General features: G+C 65.7%; 15 protein-coding genes. 7 read left to right on the forward strand and 8 right to left on the reverse strand.

What is annotated here, in order from left to right; genetic code table 11:
- Window positions 1-135: 135 nt before the first annotated feature.
- A complete protein-coding gene (purB, locus tag AC1L6K_RS02150; RefSeq protein ID WP_480951107.1) occupies window positions 136-1,578 on the forward strand; it encodes an adenylosuccinate lyase in 1,443 nt (480 codons plus the stop codon).
- Window positions 1,579-1,697: 119 nt separating this feature from the next.
- On the opposite strand, the gene AC1L6K_RS02155 is transcribed toward purB, so the two are convergent.
- The gene (locus tag AC1L6K_RS02155; RefSeq protein WP_480951108.1) at window positions 1,698-2,153 is read right to left on the reverse strand and encodes a hypothetical protein; all 456 of its coding nucleotides are present in this window, start codon (window positions 2,151-2,153) and stop codon (window positions 1,698-1,700) included.
- A 238-nt stretch (window positions 2,154-2,391) separates the two neighbouring features.
- On the opposite strand from AC1L6K_RS02155, the gene AC1L6K_RS02160 reads away from it, so the two are divergent.
- Window positions 2,392-2,814 (forward strand): acyl-CoA thioesterase, encoded by a 423-nt coding sequence (locus AC1L6K_RS02160; protein WP_480951109.1) that lies wholly within the window; start codon window positions 2,392-2,394, stop codon window positions 2,812-2,814.
- Between the two features lie 33 nt (window positions 2,815-2,847).
- Here AC1L6K_RS02160 and AC1L6K_RS02165 read toward each other — a convergent pair whose 3' ends face one another.
- The gene (locus AC1L6K_RS02165; RefSeq protein WP_480951110.1) at window positions 2,848-4,050 is read right to left on the reverse strand and encodes an aminotransferase class I/II-fold pyridoxal phosphate-dependent enzyme; all 1,203 of its coding nucleotides are present in this window, start codon (window positions 4,048-4,050) and stop codon (window positions 2,848-2,850) included.
- 112 nt (window positions 4,051-4,162) lie between these two features.
- Here AC1L6K_RS02165 and AC1L6K_RS02170 point away from each other — a divergent pair, with 112 nt between their 5' ends.
- Complete coding sequence (locus tag AC1L6K_RS02170) at window positions 4,163-4,819, forward strand: peptidyl-tRNA hydrolase (protein ID WP_480951111.1); 657 nt, start codon at window positions 4,163-4,165, stop codon at window positions 4,817-4,819.
- 733 nt (window positions 4,820-5,552) lie between these two features.
- Here the strand turns inward: AC1L6K_RS02170 and rlmN are convergent.
- On the reverse strand, window positions 5,553-6,821 hold the full coding sequence (gene rlmN / locus AC1L6K_RS02175) for a dual-specificity RNA methyltransferase RlmN (RefSeq protein WP_480951112.1): 1,269 nt from the start codon (window positions 6,819-6,821) through the stop codon (window positions 5,553-5,555).
- Between the two features lie 199 nt (window positions 6,822-7,020).
- Here rlmN and AC1L6K_RS02180 point away from each other — a divergent pair, with 199 nt between their 5' ends.
- Entirely contained in the window at window positions 7,021-8,031 is a 1,011-nt protein-coding gene (locus AC1L6K_RS02180; protein ID WP_480951113.1) for a YdcF family protein, read from the forward strand.
- A gap of 70 nt (window positions 8,032-8,101) precedes the next feature.
- Here the strand turns inward: AC1L6K_RS02180 and AC1L6K_RS02185 are convergent, their stop codons facing one another.
- Complete coding sequence (locus AC1L6K_RS02185) at window positions 8,102-8,293, reverse strand: hypothetical protein (protein WP_480951114.1); 192 nt, start codon at window positions 8,291-8,293, stop codon at window positions 8,102-8,104.
- 115 nt (window positions 8,294-8,408) lie between these two features.
- Between AC1L6K_RS02185 and AC1L6K_RS02190 the strand changes: the two genes are divergently transcribed.
- Both AC1L6K_RS02190 and AC1L6K_RS02195 read left to right on the forward strand, forming a co-directional pair.
- The gene (locus AC1L6K_RS02190; protein ID WP_480951115.1) at window positions 8,409-9,101 is read left to right on the forward strand and encodes a GntR family transcriptional regulator; all 693 of its coding nucleotides are present in this window, start codon (window positions 8,409-8,411) and stop codon (window positions 9,099-9,101) included.
- A 58-nt stretch (window positions 9,102-9,159) separates the two neighbouring features.
- Window positions 9,160-10,371, forward strand: a complete 1,212-nt coding sequence (locus AC1L6K_RS02195) for an MFS transporter (protein WP_480951116.1) — start codon at window positions 9,160-9,162, stop codon at window positions 10,369-10,371.
- Window positions 10,372-10,408: 37 nt separating this feature from the next.
- On the opposite strand, the gene AC1L6K_RS02200 is transcribed toward AC1L6K_RS02195, so the two are convergent.
- Window positions 10,409-10,795, reverse strand: coding sequence for a DUF1304 domain-containing protein (locus AC1L6K_RS02200; protein WP_480951117.1), 387 nt, complete (start codon window positions 10,793-10,795; stop codon window positions 10,409-10,411).
- 24 nt (window positions 10,796-10,819) lie between these two features.
- A complete protein-coding gene (locus AC1L6K_RS02205) occupies window positions 10,820-12,568 on the reverse strand; it encodes a pyruvate dehydrogenase (protein ID WP_480951118.1) in 1,749 nt (582 codons plus the stop codon).
- Between the two features lie 217 nt (window positions 12,569-12,785).
- Between AC1L6K_RS02205 and AC1L6K_RS02210 the strand changes: the two genes are divergently transcribed.
- A complete protein-coding gene (locus tag AC1L6K_RS02210; RefSeq protein WP_480951119.1) occupies window positions 12,786-14,282 on the forward strand; it encodes a mannitol dehydrogenase family protein in 1,497 nt (498 codons plus the stop codon).
- Between the two features lie 35 nt (window positions 14,283-14,317).
- Here AC1L6K_RS02210 and xylB read toward each other — a convergent pair whose 3' ends face one another.
- Both xylB and AC1L6K_RS02220 read right to left on the reverse strand, forming a co-directional pair.
- On the reverse strand, window positions 14,318-15,784 hold the full coding sequence (xylB, locus tag AC1L6K_RS02215) for a xylulokinase (protein ID WP_480951120.1): 1,467 nt from the start codon (window positions 15,782-15,784) through the stop codon (window positions 14,318-14,320).
- Window positions 15,781-16,734: a sugar-binding transcriptional regulator gene (locus AC1L6K_RS02220; protein WP_480951121.1), complete on the reverse strand. Its 954-nt coding sequence runs from the start codon at window positions 16,732-16,734 to the stop codon at window positions 15,781-15,783. The genes xylB and AC1L6K_RS02220 overlap by 4 nt, the downstream gene beginning before the upstream one ends.
- Between the last annotated feature and the right edge of the window lie 26 nt (window positions 16,735-16,760).

A 16,760-nucleotide genomic window follows, 5' to 3' on the forward strand; every position in this document is an offset into this window, starting at 1 on the left:
ACCCTCCTCAACCCTGCAATATGGCCAGCCTAGAAAGCCCCGCACCAGGGCACCACACCCTGTCGGCAGAATGTGGATGTCCCACCCTTCAGCCCCGGCTGTGGAGGAATTGGCGGTTCATGAAAGAATTGGCCCATGTCTGATTCCGCAAACGCCACAGCCCGCATCCCTTCCGGCCGCCTGTCATTGGCCGCCTCCTCCGAGCGCATCGCGCTGGGCCCGCTGGACGGCCGCTACTCCGGCGCGGTCGCCCCGCTCGTCGACTACCTCTCCGAGGCAGCCCTGAACCGTGACCGCGTAGCTGTTGAAGTTGAGTGGTTTATCCACCTGACAAGCAACAACGTGCTGCCGGGCACCGAGCCGCTGACTGCCGAACAGCAGGCAGGCCTGCGCGCCATCGTCACCGAATTCGATGCCGCCTCCGTCCAGGAGCTGGCCGACATTGAAAAGGTCACCGTCCACGACGTCAAGGCTGTGGAGTACTTCATCGGCAACCACCTGGCCGGCCTGGGCCTGGAGCGCCTGAAGCCGCTGGTCCACTTCGGCTGCACCAGCGAAGACATCAACAACCTCTCCTACGCCGTCGGCGTCAAGGGCGCCGTCGAGGACGTCTGGCTGCCCGCAGCCCGTGCCCTCGTTGCCAAGATCGCAGAGATGGCCGAGGAAAACCGTGCCGTGCCCATGCTCTCCCGCACGCACGGCCAGCCGGCCACCCCCACCACGCTGGGCAAGGAGCTCGCCGTCACGGCGCATCGCCTGACCCGCCAGCTGGACCGCATTGCCAAGACCGAATTCCTCGGCAAGATCAACGGCGCCACCGGCACCTACGCGGCACACTACGCGTCCGTCCCCGCAGTAGACTGGCAGGACGTTGCCAAGAGCTTTGTGGAAACCCTGGGCCTGGTCTGGAACCCGCTGACCACCCAGATCGAATCCCACGACTGGCAGGCCGAGCTCTACGCCGACATGGCCCGCTTCAACCGCATCCTGCACAACCTGTGCACCGATGTGTGGAGCTACATCTCCATCGGCTACTTCACCCAGGTCCCGGTTCCGGGCGCCACGGGATCGTCCACGATGCCGCACAAGGTCAACCCGATCCGTTTTGAAAATGCGGAGGCGAACCTTGAGCTCTCCAACGCCCTGCTGGACACCTTGGGCGCCACCCTGGTGACAAGCCGCTGGCAGCGCGACCTCACAGACTCCTCCAGCCAGCGCAACATCGGCGTCGCTTTCGGCCACTCCCTGCTGGCCATCGGCAACGTTCTGGGCGGCCTGGGCCGGCTGGACACCGCCGAGGCTGTTCTGGCCAACGACCTCGACCACAACTGGGAAGTCCTCGCCGAGGCCATCCAGATGGTCATGCGCGCCGAGGCCATCGCAGGTGTCGACGGCATGGAAGACCCCTACGAGCGCCTCAAGGACCTGACCCGCGGCCACCGCGTGGACGCAGAGCGCATGCAGGAGTTCGTTTCCGGCCTGCGCCTGTCCGACGGCGCGCAGGCCCGCCTGCTGGCCCTCACCCCGGGCAAGTACGTCGGCATTGCCGAGTCCCTGGTGGACCACCTGCAGAAGTAGCTTTCAGGCACGGCCCACAACCGCGGCCAGCGGATGTGGCTGAAGAACGACGGCGGCACCCGGCTTGCGCTTCATGCGCAGCCTGGGTGCCGCCGTCGTTTTGGCAACACCCCAGCGCACTAGTGTCGGTCCAACCAGGCCTCCAACATCTCACGCGCCACATCCTGCCGCCAGCGCCAGAGCTTGCAGGGCTGGGTCGATCCCAGCCGCACTTCCAGGCAGTCCGGCACCGCATGCGGGATGCCGCAATCCGGGCAGCACGCCGCATCCCACAGGGCGTCATTGACCACCACGCCGTCCTGCAGCAGCTGGCAGTCGCCGAAGACGCCCATCCGCACCATTCGCGTCCCAAGATTGGTGGCCCGCGGCGCATTGTGCCTCTGATAGGTGGCTGTCATGGCAAATCCGGCGGGTTCCAACAGCACCATGGCCCGCATTAAAAAGCAGATCAGGCACTCATTCTTATTCGGCACCATGAGCGTGGTGGCCAGTTCCCGAAAAACTCGGTCCACGTTTCCATCAGGCGCCCCGGCCCTGCCGCCTGCAACACCCTCGCCGCCGCTGTAGTGATCCATGGTTTTCCTTTCCACGAATCCAATCTCCCAGTTCGGCCGGCTGCGCAAAAGGGGCACCCGGCATTTTGTGGACAACCACTGGTCCCGTCGTGCCTCTGGAGGAACGAACGCCCGCGCACCGCCTTTGCCCACGGGCTGCGGCGCCCAGCTGCGGCGCCCGGGTTGTGGCGCAAAACATGGTGTGTCCCCCCGTACAAAGCGACCCCGCGGAGAGGCCCTGACAGGTAGATTGACGCGTATGAGCAACGGCGATATCACCTTTCACACCCGCAAATGGGTCCGCCCCGAGGACCTCAATGCCAACGGCACCCTCTTTGGCGGCAGCCTGCTGCGCTGGATTGACGAGGAAGCGGCAATCTACGCGATCGTCCAGCTCGGCAACGGCATGGCCGTGACAAAATACATGTCTGAAATCAACTTCGTTTCATCAGCCGTCCTGGGCGACCTCATCGAGATGGGCCTGACAGCAACACACTTTGGCCGGACGTCCCTGACCATGCGCGCGGAAGTTCGCAACATGTTCACACGGGAATCCATCCTCACCATTGAAAAGGTCGTGTTCGTCAATCTGGGGCCGGACAACAAGCCCGCACCGCACGGCTTTGATTCCATCACCTACGACCGCGACCGGGTGCCCACCACCCATCTGAAACAGGCCTGACAACAGCCCGGCACCCGCGGCTTCGTCACATGCCTAAGCCGCCTGGAACCGTTCGATCCGGGCCAATGCCTCGCGGACGGCGTCGTACCCTGCGGCAAAGCTCAGGCGGACTGTGGTGCGGCCGCCGATTCCGTCAAAGTCTGCGCCCGGCACCAGGGCGACGGCCTCGCGCTCAAGCAGCGCGGCGCAGTACTCCCGGGAATCCGTGAAGCCTGCAAGCGCCGGCCCAAGGTTGGCGTAGAAATAAAAGGCCCCGTCAGCGGGTGCGGCATCCACCCAGCCCAGCCCGGGCACCTTCCCCAGGACGTAGTCGCGGGTGCGGGAAAACTCCGCCACAGCCCCTTCGGCCTCGGCATACGATGGGTCGCTGAACGCCTCCAGGGCCGCCATTTGGGCCGGCGCCGGCGGGCACAGCGCCACATTGCCGGCCAGCGCGTCCACAGCCTGGACCAGGTCGTCGGGCACAATCGCCCAGCCAAGGCGCCAGCCGGTCATCCCCCAATATTTGGAGAAACTGGAAATCACGACGCCGGACCGGTCCAGTTCCCAGGCGCAGACCCCCTGGGGATCGGGTGCGCCCAGGGCGGGATAGGTGATGCCGTGGTAAATTTCGTCACTGACCAGCCGCACCCCGTTGTCACCGCACCAGTTGGTCAGCGCGGCCAGTTCGGCCCGCGACACCATGGTGCCCGTGGGGTTTGCGGGAGAGGCAAGGACCAGCCCGGCCAGCGGCCCGTTCTCGGCCACCGCGGCGGCGAGAAGCTCGGGGGTGGGCTGGAAACGGGTGTCGGCTCCGGCGTCGAGCTCGATGACGTCAATGCCCAGGGCCTTCAGGATGTTTTTGTACGCCGGGTAACCGGGACGGGCCAGCGCCACCTTGTCGCCGGGGTTGAAGGCGGCAAGGAAAACCAGCATGAAGGCGCCGGACGAGCCGGTGGTGACGGCGACGTTCCGGGCCGGGACGTCGATCCCGTACCAGCGCTGGTAGTGCCCGGCGATGGCCTGGCGCAGTTCGGAAATGCCAAGCGTCGGCGTGTACGTCAGGGCCGTTCCCGAGGCGTGCAGTGCGGCGGCCCGGGCGGAAACTGCGCTGGGTGCACCGCCGCTGGGTTCGCCGGCACACAGCGAAATCACGTCGCGGCCGGCGGCCCGGAGCTCGGCCACCCGCTGCAGGATGTCCATGACGGCAAAGGGCTGTACGTTTGCGCGGCCGGCAACGGTGAGGGGTTTGCGCACGGGGGCTCCTGGCAATGGCTTGGCACACGGCTTTGGCTGCCACCGCGTGCCGCTGATACGGACCAGCCTCCAGCTTGTCACACGCAGCGGGCGATACCCATACGCTTAAGGGGTGAGTGAATACACCGAACGCAGCGCGCAGGAACTGGTCCAGCCCATCATTTTGTTTGTGGACAGGGAGGAGCCGGCCAGCGAACAGCACGGCATCGCCGCAGCGGCGCTGGCCTCGGTGCAGGCGTTCCTGCGGGATCCGGAAAATCCCGACTGGCAGCAGTGGGCCGCCGGCGCCTTCGCCAAGTCGGTGCGCCGCGCGGACGCCAAGATGTTCACCAAGGTCCTCGCCGCTTTTCCCGACCATGTGCTTGCCACAGCGGGCGAGGCGAGCGCCGTTGGCCTGCCACCCATGCCGGCCGCCGAGCTGCCCAAGCTGTTGGCCAAATTGCAGGTTTCCGGCACGCAGCTGCCTCCCGGAGAGCCGCTGCCGCCCGCCCTGTTGAGCATTGTGCTCAACGCGTCCCTGGAGATGTCCACCGGGAAGGCCGCAGCCCAGGCCGCGCACGCGTTGTTCGCGTGGGTGCTGGACGCCAAGCCCGCGGCGGTGGAGGCGTGGGCCGCCGATGGTTTCCCCGTGGGCATTCTGGAGCTGCCTGCCAAGGAGTTCCGCAAGGGCGCCCGCAAATCGTCCGGTCCTGTCATCCAGGACGCCGGCCGCACCGAAATCGAGCCCGGGTCCACCACGGCGTACGTGGCTGTGGCGAAGGGCAAATAAGAGGCTGTCGCCCCTCGCCCCGGCCGGTTGTCATCTCCACGGCGGGCCCGGGTGGGGAACAACCCGCGACCACATTCGGCACGGCCTCATGATCTTCCTGCCCACCCCAAGGCAACCGCGCACCTCGGCCAATGCCCGAGGCGGAACGTAGACGCCGTCATCGGTGCGAATCTGGAAAATGCAGGGTTCAAAAATGACCGTAACGACCTCGCAGTCACAATGCGCTCCCTGCCATGGCATCCGGGCAGCTAGAGAGACATCCCGTTGCCTGTTCAAGCACCAGCACTGTGCCAGGGCCAAGGTGCCACCGCAACCAGAAACAACCGTGCGGCGAATAAAACAAGCCAGGCACTCCGCGGGTTGTGGCACCAAAATCTCGGTCAGCCCCTTGGACGTGGTCATTGCGTGCGCTGTAACTGCCATGATCGATCCCTCCCTCGGAGTTCGAGCATGGCCCATGTCCCTGCCGCGCACCATGGGCATGCAACAATCTGTGCACAAGTCCACCCGCACCCCCGGCTGTGGATGAATCGCCCGCATTCAAGGTGTTCCCCACATGGCAGCAATTTCCGCGCCAACACCCGGCAGATTACGGGGCTGGTCCAGGGCCGGCAGGCACCCGGCACTGCCCGGCGAGCCACCGCTTAACGCAAGGAACGACGCCGGAACCCAGGTTCCGGCGTCGTTCCTCATGCTCAAGCGTTACTCGCCAGGGCGTTGCTCCCGGCAGGCGTTACTCGGCGGCGGCGAGTTGCCCGCAGGCGCCGTCGATTTCCTTGCCGCGGGTGTCGCGCAGCGTGGTGGGGATGCCGTTGTCTATCAACGTGTCGATGAACTCCTGCATGACCGCTGGTTCGGAGGACGTCCAGATGGAGCCGGGGGTCGGGTTCAGCGGGATCGGGTTCACGTGGACCCAGCCGCGGCCGCGCTGATTCAGCTTCTTCGCGAGCAGTTCGGCGCGCCAGGGGTGGTCGTTCATGTCCTTGATCAGCGCGTACTCGATGGAGACGCGGCGGCCGGTGACCTTGTAGTAGTTGTAGGCGGCGTCGAGGGCGTCGTCCACCTTCCACTTGTCGTTGACCGGGATCAGCTCATCGCGCAGCTCGTCATCCGGGGCGTGCAGGGACAAGGCGAAGGTGATGGCAAGACCCTCTTCGGCCAGCTTGTTGATGCCCGGGACCAGGCCAACAGTGGAGATCGTGATGCCGCGGGCTGACATGCCCAGGCCCTCGGGCGCCTCGGCCACCATCCGGTGCACGGCGTTCATGACGCGCTTGTAGTTCGCCAGCGGTTCACCCATGCCCATGAAGACGATGTTGGTGACGCGTTCGGCGTCGTGCCCGCCGTCGCGGCGCAGGTTGCCCAGCCCACCCTCGGCAATGACCCGGTTGGCCTGCACAATCTGGTCCAGGATCTCAGCCGTGGACATGTTGCGGGTCAGCCCGGCCTGGCCGGTGGCGCAGAACGGGCAGTTCATGCCGCAGCCGCACTGGCTCGACACGCACAACGTGACACGGCCCGGGTACCGCATGAGCACCGACTCCACGAGCGAGCCGTCAAAGAGGCGCCACAGGAACTTCACGGTGTCACCGTTGTCGGTGGAGAGGCGCTTGACCTCTGTCAGCAGTTTCGGGAACATGGTCTCGGTGATCTCGGCGCGGCGGTCCTTGGGAAGGTCGCTCATCAGCTCGGGATCGGTGGTGTAGTGCTGGAAATAATGCACCGAGAGCTGCTTGGCGCGGAAGGCCGGCAGCCCCATTTCCTTGAACTTCGCTTCGCGTTCGGGCAGCGTCATGTCCGCCAGGTGCGTCGGCGGCTGGGACACGCGCGGGGACTTGAACTGCAGCAGCGGCCGGCCGGCCGGGTCCTTGGCCTGCTTCCAACCCTCGGTCGCAGGCATGACCTGGGCAGGGCGGCGGGCGGATCGCGTCATCGGGGCGGTCGCGGCAGGCTCTGCTGGGGCTGCGAGCGCGGGGCTGGGGGTGCTTTTGGGGGAGGTCATCCTTTCCATTGTCTCGCACTTGCCCCAAACTGTCCCGTGTTGGCCGCCAAGATCACATTTCCCCTGTAGTTGGCCCCCTGCGGTCAGCAAGGAGTACCAGGCCCGACGGCGGCCCGGCAGCCCGTTTTCCGCTGCGCCGGCGGGGGAGGCTGCCCGGGGCGGCGTGCCCCACCCGCTCGGGAGCATTTAGGCTGAATGCATGACCTCCTTGTTTCTGGCTGCCATTTTGGGCGCCGTGTACGCATACCTGCGCCGCAAGGACGCCCGCATGCTCCGAAACGGAATTGTGCTGGTGGCGGCAGTTTGGTTTGCCGTGGTGGGCCTTGCCGGGCTCTTGAGCCAGTGGTTCCCGTGGACCCAGTGGATTGCCCTGGGGCTCGTGGTGCTGACGCCGTTGGCTGTCATTGTGCTGGCCGGATTCTTGATCAGCAATGGCGCAACCATGATGCGCCATGAGGGCCGCAGTGTTGGCAACCTGCTTTCCCTTCTGGCCGGCCTGGCCTTGTTGGCGCTGCCGGCGCTGGCCGCACTGCTGGTGCTGACGCTCAATCCGCTTGCGATTGGCTTGGCCGCCCTGCTGTTCTTTTTGTGCAGTTATTTCGGTGTGGTGTTTGTGGTGTTCCTGGCCTACGCGGTCGCCTACGGGCGGATGAAGCCCAGCCCCAATCCCGCGGCAGTGGTGATCCTGGGTTCCCAGATCATCGATGGGAAGGTTCCGCCGCTGTTGCGCTCCCGCCTGGACAAGGGCCTGGAGGTGTACCGTGCAGCGCCCGCCGGCTCGGCTCCGCTGCTCATCCCGTCCGGCGGCCAGGGCGCGGACGAGTCGCGCCCCGAGGGCGCAGCCATGGCCGACTACCTGGTCTCCGCCGGCGCACCGGCGCACCACGTCGTTGCCGAAGACAAAGCCGTCAACACGGCCCAAAACCTGCAATTCTCCCAGGCCCTGGCCCGCGAACACGGCAGCAACGGAGCCATGGTGGTGGTCACGAACAATTACCACGTGCTTCGCGCGGCCCTGCTGTCGCGCGGGCTGGGCATCAACGCCGAAGTCGTCGGCTCCCCCACCGCCCGTTACTTCCTGCCCAGCGCCTTCCTGCGGGAGTTCGCGGCCGTCCTGGTTGAGCACAAGCGGCTCCACGTCCTGATGTGCCTGCCCTTTGTGGCGCTGACAGTCCTTTTGACGGTGGCCATACTCGGCGCATCCCAATAGCACGGGGCATCCGATACCGGATGTCCTGCCGGGTGGCAGGGGCGTGCCGCTGTCGGGCCGTGACTGCGTTTCAGTCAACAAACTCCGACTGCGTCACGATGAAATCCCATTGGCGCTGCGTCAACGTCCCGTCCGTCATGGCGCCGCCGGCAGCTTCCACCGCCGCCACAACGTCCGCAGGCACAACGGCAGCGCCGGTATTTTCACGCAGCCACTGCTTGGCCCGCAACTCCAGTGCAAGCCACCACACATGAATTTCCATATTGGCCACCCCCTTGGATGTTCTTCAACGCTATGCCTGTTGCGGCGCCCCAACAATGGTTAAAGTCACGGAATCTTTTGCATTTATCAATGTATTTATCAGCTAGGTTGTGGACATGGCAACAACCTCACCCATCAACCGGCACTGGTCCTGGCACCCGGAACCGCTGCAGTCAAAAACAGCTGTGGAACGCGTCTATGGCAGCGTCAGCACTGACATCGTCGGCGGCTTCCTGGCTGGCGGAACACTTATTACCGAGGGTGGGATTGCCGAGCAGTTAAACGTCAGCCGCACACCTGTCCGGGAGGCGTTTCTCCTCATGGAATCACAGGGGCTGCTGCGCCTCCTGCCCAAAAAGGGTGCCGTGGTGACCACGCCCAATCCGCGGGAAAACGCACATCTGCTGCAGGTGCGCGTCATGCTCGAATCCCGCGCAGTGGAATTGCAGACGGCCTGCCAGGCAGGGCAACCGGACGGGACTGCCTGGAGTGCGGCCATAGCCGCCGATCTTGCCGCGTTGATAGCCGTGCAGCGTGACGCCGCGCAAAGGGCCGACCTGCCGGCCTTCGCCCGTGCAGACCACCAGTTCCATGCCCGTGTAGTCGCGGGATCCGGCAATCCGATCATTGATGACTTCCATGCCCAGCTGGGTCCCCGGCTGGCCCGTCTTACATCTCTGGCAGTGAGCGCAAATACCGCTGGGCTGCAGCGTTTTTTGGACGATCACGCCCAGCTGGCCACGGCCCTGGCCACTTGCGACCACCGCGGCTACGAGGCCCTGCTCCAGCGCCACATCAGTGCAGCGTAGCTTCCTTTCCGGAACGCAAAACAACGAACAAAAGCAACCCCCAAGGACAGTGATTTTCATGCGCGCCGCCCGCGCAGCATTCTGGCTTCGTGCCGCCCCCGCAGTTTTCGTCATGGCGTGGGGAGGCAACCACTTCACCCCGCTCCTGAGCCTGTACCGCGACGATGGGCATTATTCAGAAGTGAGCGTGGATTTGTTTCTGGCCACCTACGTCCTGGGTTTGGTCCCGGGATTGCTGGTCTCGGGCCCCGTGTCCGACCGGTACGGGCGCAAGCCGCTGACAGTCATCGGCGTCGTCCTCGGCATCGCCGCCAGCCTCATGCTGGCCGTGAGCTTCCGCAGCGAGGTGCTCATGTGCGCCGGGCGCATGCTGGCGGGTGCCGGCGTCGGAATTGGCATGGCCGTGGGCACCAGCTGGCTCAAGGAACTGTCCATGGCGCCCTTCGACAAGACGGCGGATTCCACTGCCGGGGCCCGCAGGCCCTCCTTGATCCTGACGCTGGGCTTCGGGATTGGCGCTGGCGCGTCCGGAGTTCTTGCCCAGTGGGGGCCGTGGCCCACAGCCACCCCCTATGCCCTGCATGTCATCCTGAGCCTGGCCGCCCTGGCCGCCCTGCTGAAGGCACCCGAGACGGTGGCGCCGGAGATCCGGCAACCCGGCCAGCGGGTCACGTCCCTGTGGGAGGACCTTCGCGTCCCGCTGGATGGCCACCACAGGTTCCGGCGGGTCATATTGCCTGCCGCACCGTGGATATTTGCCACAGCCGGGGTCGCCTACGCCGTGATCCCGATGCTGGAAGGCGAGCGGCTTGGCAGCATGCAGCTTGGTTATGCCATGCTGCTCACAGTCCTCACCTTGGGCACCGGTGCCCTCATTCAGCCGTTCACCGCGCGCATCAACAAGGCAACCGGCGGCCGGGCACTTTTGGTGGGCATGTCGACCATGATTGCCGGCCTCGCCATCGCCGCTGTCAACGCCCACTACCTCTCAATGGTGGCAGGCGCCGTGGCCGCGGTGCTGCTGGGCGCTTCCTATGGCATTGCACTTGTCTCGGGCCTCGTGGAAATCCAACACATCGCCACCGTCCGGGACCTGGCGGGGCTGACAGGTGTTTTCTACAGCCTTAGCTACCTTGGCTTTCTGCTGCCCGTGGCGCTGGCCGGGTTGGCGCGACTCGCCAGCTACACGGTGCTGCTGGGCACCGTGGCCGCGATCTGCCTTGCCAGTCTTGCGTTGGTTGCCAAGGGCCTGCGAGCCACGGCGGCGTAGGGGCCCAACGCAAGCCCCGCCGTCGTGCATGGACTGCCTAGAACACCAGCCAGGCCACCGTCAGGATCGTGGCGATGAGCGGGAAGGTGAGCTGCACCAGCGCCGCCTTGGCCTTGGACGGCGAGGAAATCAGCAGCACCAGCGCGGCGGCGGCCATGGAGCCCACCCCGGCCAGAATCAAGGCAGCACCCACACCGTGATGGCCGGACGCTGTGGCAATGATGCCGATCGCAGCCACAATGGCCAGGAACAAGTTGTAGAAGCCCTGGTTGAAGGCAAGTTCCTTCGTGGCGTTGGCTTCCTCCACTGAGGTGCCGAACGTCTTGCGGGTGGCCGGCTCCGTCCAACGCAGGGATTCGAGCATGAAGATGTAGCCGTGAAACAGTGCGGCCAAGGCAGCAAAGATGAGCGCAGCGACAAGCATGTGACTCCTTCAAGAGTGGGCTTGTTAGCCGCGGGGAATGTTGCGCAGGTTGGAGCGGGCCATACTGACGGCCTCACCGGCGCCCTTGTTCAGAACGATCTTGGACATGGCGGTGGCAAAGCCAATCACCTGTCCACCCTTGATCTTGGGCGGAATGGAAAGGGCGTTGGGGTCGGTGATCAGTTCCACCAGTGCGGGGCCATTGTGGGCAAAGGCTGCCCGGTAGGCCTCGGCGATGTGCGCCGGGTCGGAGACGCGCACGGAATGGAAGCCCAGGGCGGCCGCAACACCGGCATAGTTGACGTCGGGGACATCCACCCCAAAGTCCTGCAACCCGTCGACCAGCATTTCCAGTTTTACCATGCCCAGTGTGGAGTTGTTGAACACGACCACCTTGACGGGCAGCCGCTGGGCTGCGGCCGTGATCAGTTCACCGAGCAGCATCGACAGCCCGCCGTCGCCGGATACGGAAATGACCTGCCTGCCGGGGTAGGCGGCCTGCGCTCCGATCGCCTGCGGCAGGGCGTTGGCCATCGAGCCGTGGAGGTAGGAGCCAATCAGGCGCCGGGTGCCCAGCGGGTTGATGTAGCGGGCGGTCCAGACGTTGCACATCCCGGTGTCGGCGGTGAAGATCGCATCGTCGGCGGCAATTTCATCCAGCAGCGAGGCCGCATATTCGGGATGGATGGGCACCAGCTTGTCAGCCTTGCGGGTGTAGGCGCCGACTGCCTTGTTCATGAGCTTGTCGTGCTTTTTCAGCATTTGGTCCAGGAACTTTGAGTTTTTCTTGGCCGCCACGAGCGGGATGAGCGCCTGCAGGGTTGGGAGCACGTCCCCGTGCACGGCGATGTCAACGTCGGTGCGCCGGCCCAAATGTTCGGGGGCCCTGTCAATCTGGGCGGTGCGGGTGTCGGGCAGGAACTGGTCGTATGGGAAGTCCGTGCCGAGCAGGATCAACAGATCCGCGCCCGCAATGCCTTCCGCGGCGGCCCCGTAACCCAGCAGGCCCGTCATCCCAATGTCATGGGGGTTGTCGTACTGGATGAAGTCCTTGCCGCGCAGGCTGTGCCCAATCGGGGCCTTGAGCAGTTCGGCAAAGGCAATGACTTCGTCATGGGCGCCCTGCACGCCGGCGCCGGCAAAGATGGCCACCTTGTCGGCCTGGTTGATGGCCTCGGCCAGCTCCGCAACGCTCTCCGGTGCCGGAACGAGGCTGGCCGGGTGCACTGTGCGCTGCATGGGCGACGGCGCTGTGGCGGGAAGGCTGGCGATGTCACCCGGCAGCGTCACGACCGCCACCCCGCGCAGGCCCACTGCGTGCGCGATGGCGTTGTTCATCACCCTTGGGGCCTGGTCGGAGGTGCTGATCAGCTCGGAATACACGGAGCATTCGCCAAAGAGCCGGTCGGGGTGGGTTTCCTGAAAGAATCCGCTGCCAATCTGCACGCTCGGCAGATGGGACGCGATGGCAAGCACCGGCGCTCCCGTGCGGTTGGCGTCATACAACCCGTTCATCAGGTGCAGGTTTCCCGGACCGCAGGAGCCCGCGCATACGGCCAGCTCACCTGTCAGCTGCGCCTCGGCACCGGCCGCAAAAGCAGCCGCTTCCTCGTGGCGGACATGGATCCAGTCAATGCCGCCGTTGGCTGAGCCGCCGGTTTTCCGCACCGCGTCCACCAACGGGTTCAGGCTGTCGCCCACAATCCCATAAATGCGCCGCACACCGGCGGACTGCAGTTGTTCAATGAGCTGGGTGGCAAGTTCCTTAGCCATGTCGGGCCTTTCTGCAGAGGGTTGTCCTTCTCGCGGATACTGGCCAATATAGCCCCTCTTCCCGGCGGCGCCACGGGCCACCGCCAAAACAGCCTGCTGCGGGACCAAAACCACCGGACCCAACTGGGTGCCACAAAACATTCCCGCTCATTTGAGTTTTAGTTTTACGCTCATTTGATACAGTGGGATGAAGATCACGTCGCCAAAGGAGCGCAACATGCCGCAACTCAATGCAGAATCCCTGGAACACCTGCCGAAATCCGTCGCAGTTCCCGGCTATGACCGCAGCACAGTGAAAACGGGAATCGTGCACTTTGGCGTTGGCGGTTTCCACCGCGCCCACCAGGCCATGTACCTGGACCGGCTCATGAACGCCGGAAAGGCACTTGACTGGGGCATCTGCGGCGTTGGTGTGCTGCCACACGACGAGCAGATGGCCCAGGTCATGGCAGACCAGGACTGCCTGTACACCATGCTCCTGAAGCACCCCGACGGCCGGCGCGAGGCCCGCGTCATCGGCTCGATCACCGAATACCTGTTCGCCCCGGCAGATCCGGAAGCCGTCATCGAGAAGATGGCGGCCCCGGCAACGCGCATCGTCTCACTCACCGTGACCGAGGGCGGCTACAACTTCCACCACGTCACAGGCGAATTTGATGCAGAAAACCCGGACGTCGTGCACGATCTGGCACCCAACGCGGCCCCGCGCACCACCTTCGGCCTCGTCGCGGAAGCGCTGGCCCGCCGTCGTGCCCGCGGCATTGCACCGTTCACTGTCATGTCCTGCGACAACATCCAGGGCAACGGCGACGTGGCAAAGAAGATGTTCACGGCCTTCGCCGAGCTGCGGGACCCGGAACTGGCCGCCTGGATGCGCGAGAACGTGCTGTTCCCGAATTCCATGGTGGACAGGATCACCCCCGTCACCACGGATGCGGACCGCAGTGCCATCGCCAAGGAATTTGGCGTCGTGGACCAATGGCCCGTGGTGTGCGAGCCTTTCGAGCAGTGGGTGCTCGAGGACCACTTCACCCAGGGCCGCCCGCCTTATGAGGACGCCGGCGTGCAGGTGGTTGACGACGTCGAGCCCTATGAACTCATGAAGCTGCGCCTGCTCAACGCCAGCCACCAGGCCCTGTGCTACTTTGGCACCCTGGCCGGCTACACCTACGCGCACGAGGTCGCCCAGGACCCGTTGTTCGTGCAGTTCCTGCTTGACTACATGGACCTCGAGGGCACGCCCGCACTCTCCCCGCTGCCCGGCGTCGACCTCCCGCTGTACAAGCGCACCCTTATCGAGCGCTTCGCCAACGAGCACGTCCGCGACACCCTGGCCCGCCTCTGCGCGGAGAGTTCGGACCGGATTCCCAAGTGGCTCATCCCGGTCGTCTGGATCAACCTCAAGAACGGCAATGCCGGGAACGACGGCGGGATCGCCCGTTCCGCCGGCATCGTCGCCTCATGGGCGCGGTATGCCGAGGGGACGGACGAAACTGGCGCTCCGATCACCGTCGTTGACCGGCTGAAGGAGCCGCTCATGGCCGCCGCCGCGCAGCAACACGGGGACAAGCTGGCATTCCTGCGCAACCGCGACGTCTTTGGCGACCTCGTGGACAACGAACGCTTCACCGGGGCGTACCTGCGCACGCTTGACACCCTGCACGAGAAGGGCGCCCGGGCGGCCGTCGAGGAGCTCGTGGCCCTGGGCAGGTAACCCGCCCGTCCACCGCAGACCGCCCCCGCCGGCAGCTACCGCCCGTAGACAGCCTTTCGGGCGGCGACGTACCGCCCGCGCACCAGGGCGCCCCATGCGCCGTCGGGCGTGAAGGACTCCTCGATCTGCCGGCCCCACACGGGCAGCTTCCCGGTGGCTGCCCAGGCTGCCTGCCGGGCGGCACCCAGGGCCACATATTCGCGGGGTTCGGGGACGTCAACGGGCACGCCAAACACCGTGGCCGCCGCCTCCCGCAGCGCCCGTGACTTGGCTCCGCCGCCAATGAGCAGCACCCGCTCCACGGGAACACCAAAGGTCGCCAGCGAGTCCAGCGCGTCGGCCAGCGAGTTCAACACCGCCAGCACCGAGGCTCGCGCCATGTTTTCCGGCGTCATGTTGGCGCGGGTCAGGCCCACCATGGACCCCGTGGCATCGGGCAGGTTCGGCGTGCGTTCGCCGTCGAGGTAGGGCAGCAGCGTCAACCCGCCGGCATCGGGGGCGGCCGCGAGCGCCAGCCGGTCAAATTCGGCCAGGTCCACGTTGAGCATGGCGGCGCCTGCCACCATTACGCGGGCAGCATTGATCGTCGCCTGCAGCGGCAGGTGCCTGCCGGTGGCGTCGGCAAACCCGGCAAGCTGCCCCGAAATGTCGTGCACCGGCTCCTCGGAGACGGTAAAAACGGTGCCTGAGGTGCCGATCGAGACGACAATTTCCCCGGGCTCAAGCTCGAGACCCAGAGCCGCACCCGCATTGTCCCCCATCCCGGCGCCGACGACGGCGGCATGCGGGCCCCAGCGCGGGAGCAGCAGCCCGGCGCTTTCGTTGGGCGCGAGAACCCGTGGCAGGGAGGGCACGGCGCCGAAGAACTGTTCCAGCAGTTCGGCCCGGTATTTGTTGGCAACCGGGTCGAAGTAAGCGGTGCCGGAGGCGTCGCTGCGGTCAGTGGACCACGATCCCGAAAGCTGCAGGTTGAGCCAGTCATGGGGCAGGCCCACGGTGTCCAGCCGGGCGGCCGCATCCGGCTGCGAACGTGCCAGCCAGGCGAGTTTTGTCAGTGTGAAGGAGGCGACGGGGAGTAAGTTGACGGCGTCAACCCATGCCTCGGCACCCAGCTCGGCAACCATGCGGCCGGCATCTTCCGCGCTGCGCACATCGTTCCACAGCAGGGCGTCGTGGACGGGTTCGTTGTCCCCGTCAACTCCCACCATCCCGTGCTGCTGGGCGGCAACGGCAACACCGGCAACCCGTTCCCCCAGCGCCGCAATGCCCGCGGCGCTCCAGGCTGCCTCCAGCGCGGACGTCCAAAGATGCGGGTCGATGGACGCGCCGTCCGGATGGGACGCGGCCCCGGTGGCCACCTGTGCCCCGGTGGCCAGGTCAACGGCCACAACCTTGCACGACTGGGTGGAGGAATCAACCCCCACGACCAGCCGGCCCGTGGAGGGCTCCGTTGGAATCTCGCCTGCCATGGTCACGGCATCGGCGCCCACCGCGGCGCTCACGCAGACACCCCGTGGCCGGCGGCGAATTCCTGCAGTGCCAGGGCCAGGGACTCATCAACAACAAGGGTGTGGACAATCCCCGCGGCAATGCAGGCCCGCACGGCCTCGGCACGTACGGCGCCCTGGGCCACGGCGATCACCTTGGGGGTGCGCTGCAGCTGTTCAACCGTGACGGACAGAATCCGGGCATCAAGCTCCGAAGCCACGGCCGTTCCGTCCCCGGCCAGCAACCGGCCGGAACATTCGGCGACGGCACCCTTGTCGACACCGTCCCGGCGCACCGCGTTGTCCACGCGGTCCCACACCGTCGACAGGTTCGGGGCCCAGGCGCCGATGGCCACAACGGCCAGGTCCAGCGAGTCCGCCTTGCGCATCGCGTCGGCGATCTCCGGCTGGCGGCGCAGCCCTGTGGCCGTGGCTGCACTGTCAACCACCAGGGGTGCCCACATGGGCCAGGTCCGTCCGCCACCCACGCGCCCCAGGCGTTGGATGAGGTCCAGCGGGCTGCCCCCGCCCGGAACCGGAAGCGCCCCTGCCAGCTGGACGATATTGCACTTGGGCAGTTCCGGCACATGCCGCGCAGCCAGGTCCAAGGTCCGGGACCAGGAGATGCCAACCGTCATGCCTGTGCGAGCCTCGCGCATCAGCTCGCCCGCCACGGCATGGGCCTGCAGGTCCCGCTGCTGGAAGTCGTCGCCAACAGTTGCCACGACCACGATCCGCCGAATCCCCAGCTCTGCCGACAGGGCTGCCGTGTCGATTGCCGCGGGCCTTCCCGGAGTGCGGATTTCGATGTGGACAATCCCCCGGGCACGGGCCTCATCCAGGAAGCGCGCCACCTGGAACCGCGAAATTCCGTACTCGGTGGAGATTTCAACCTTCGACTGGTTGTCGATGTAATAGGCCCGCCCGATGCGGGCCAGCAGCTCCTCATGGGCTATTTCCGGCACTGTGCGCCTCCCTAAACAGAAACATT

The organism is Specibacter sp. BI4, assembly GCF_056680095.1.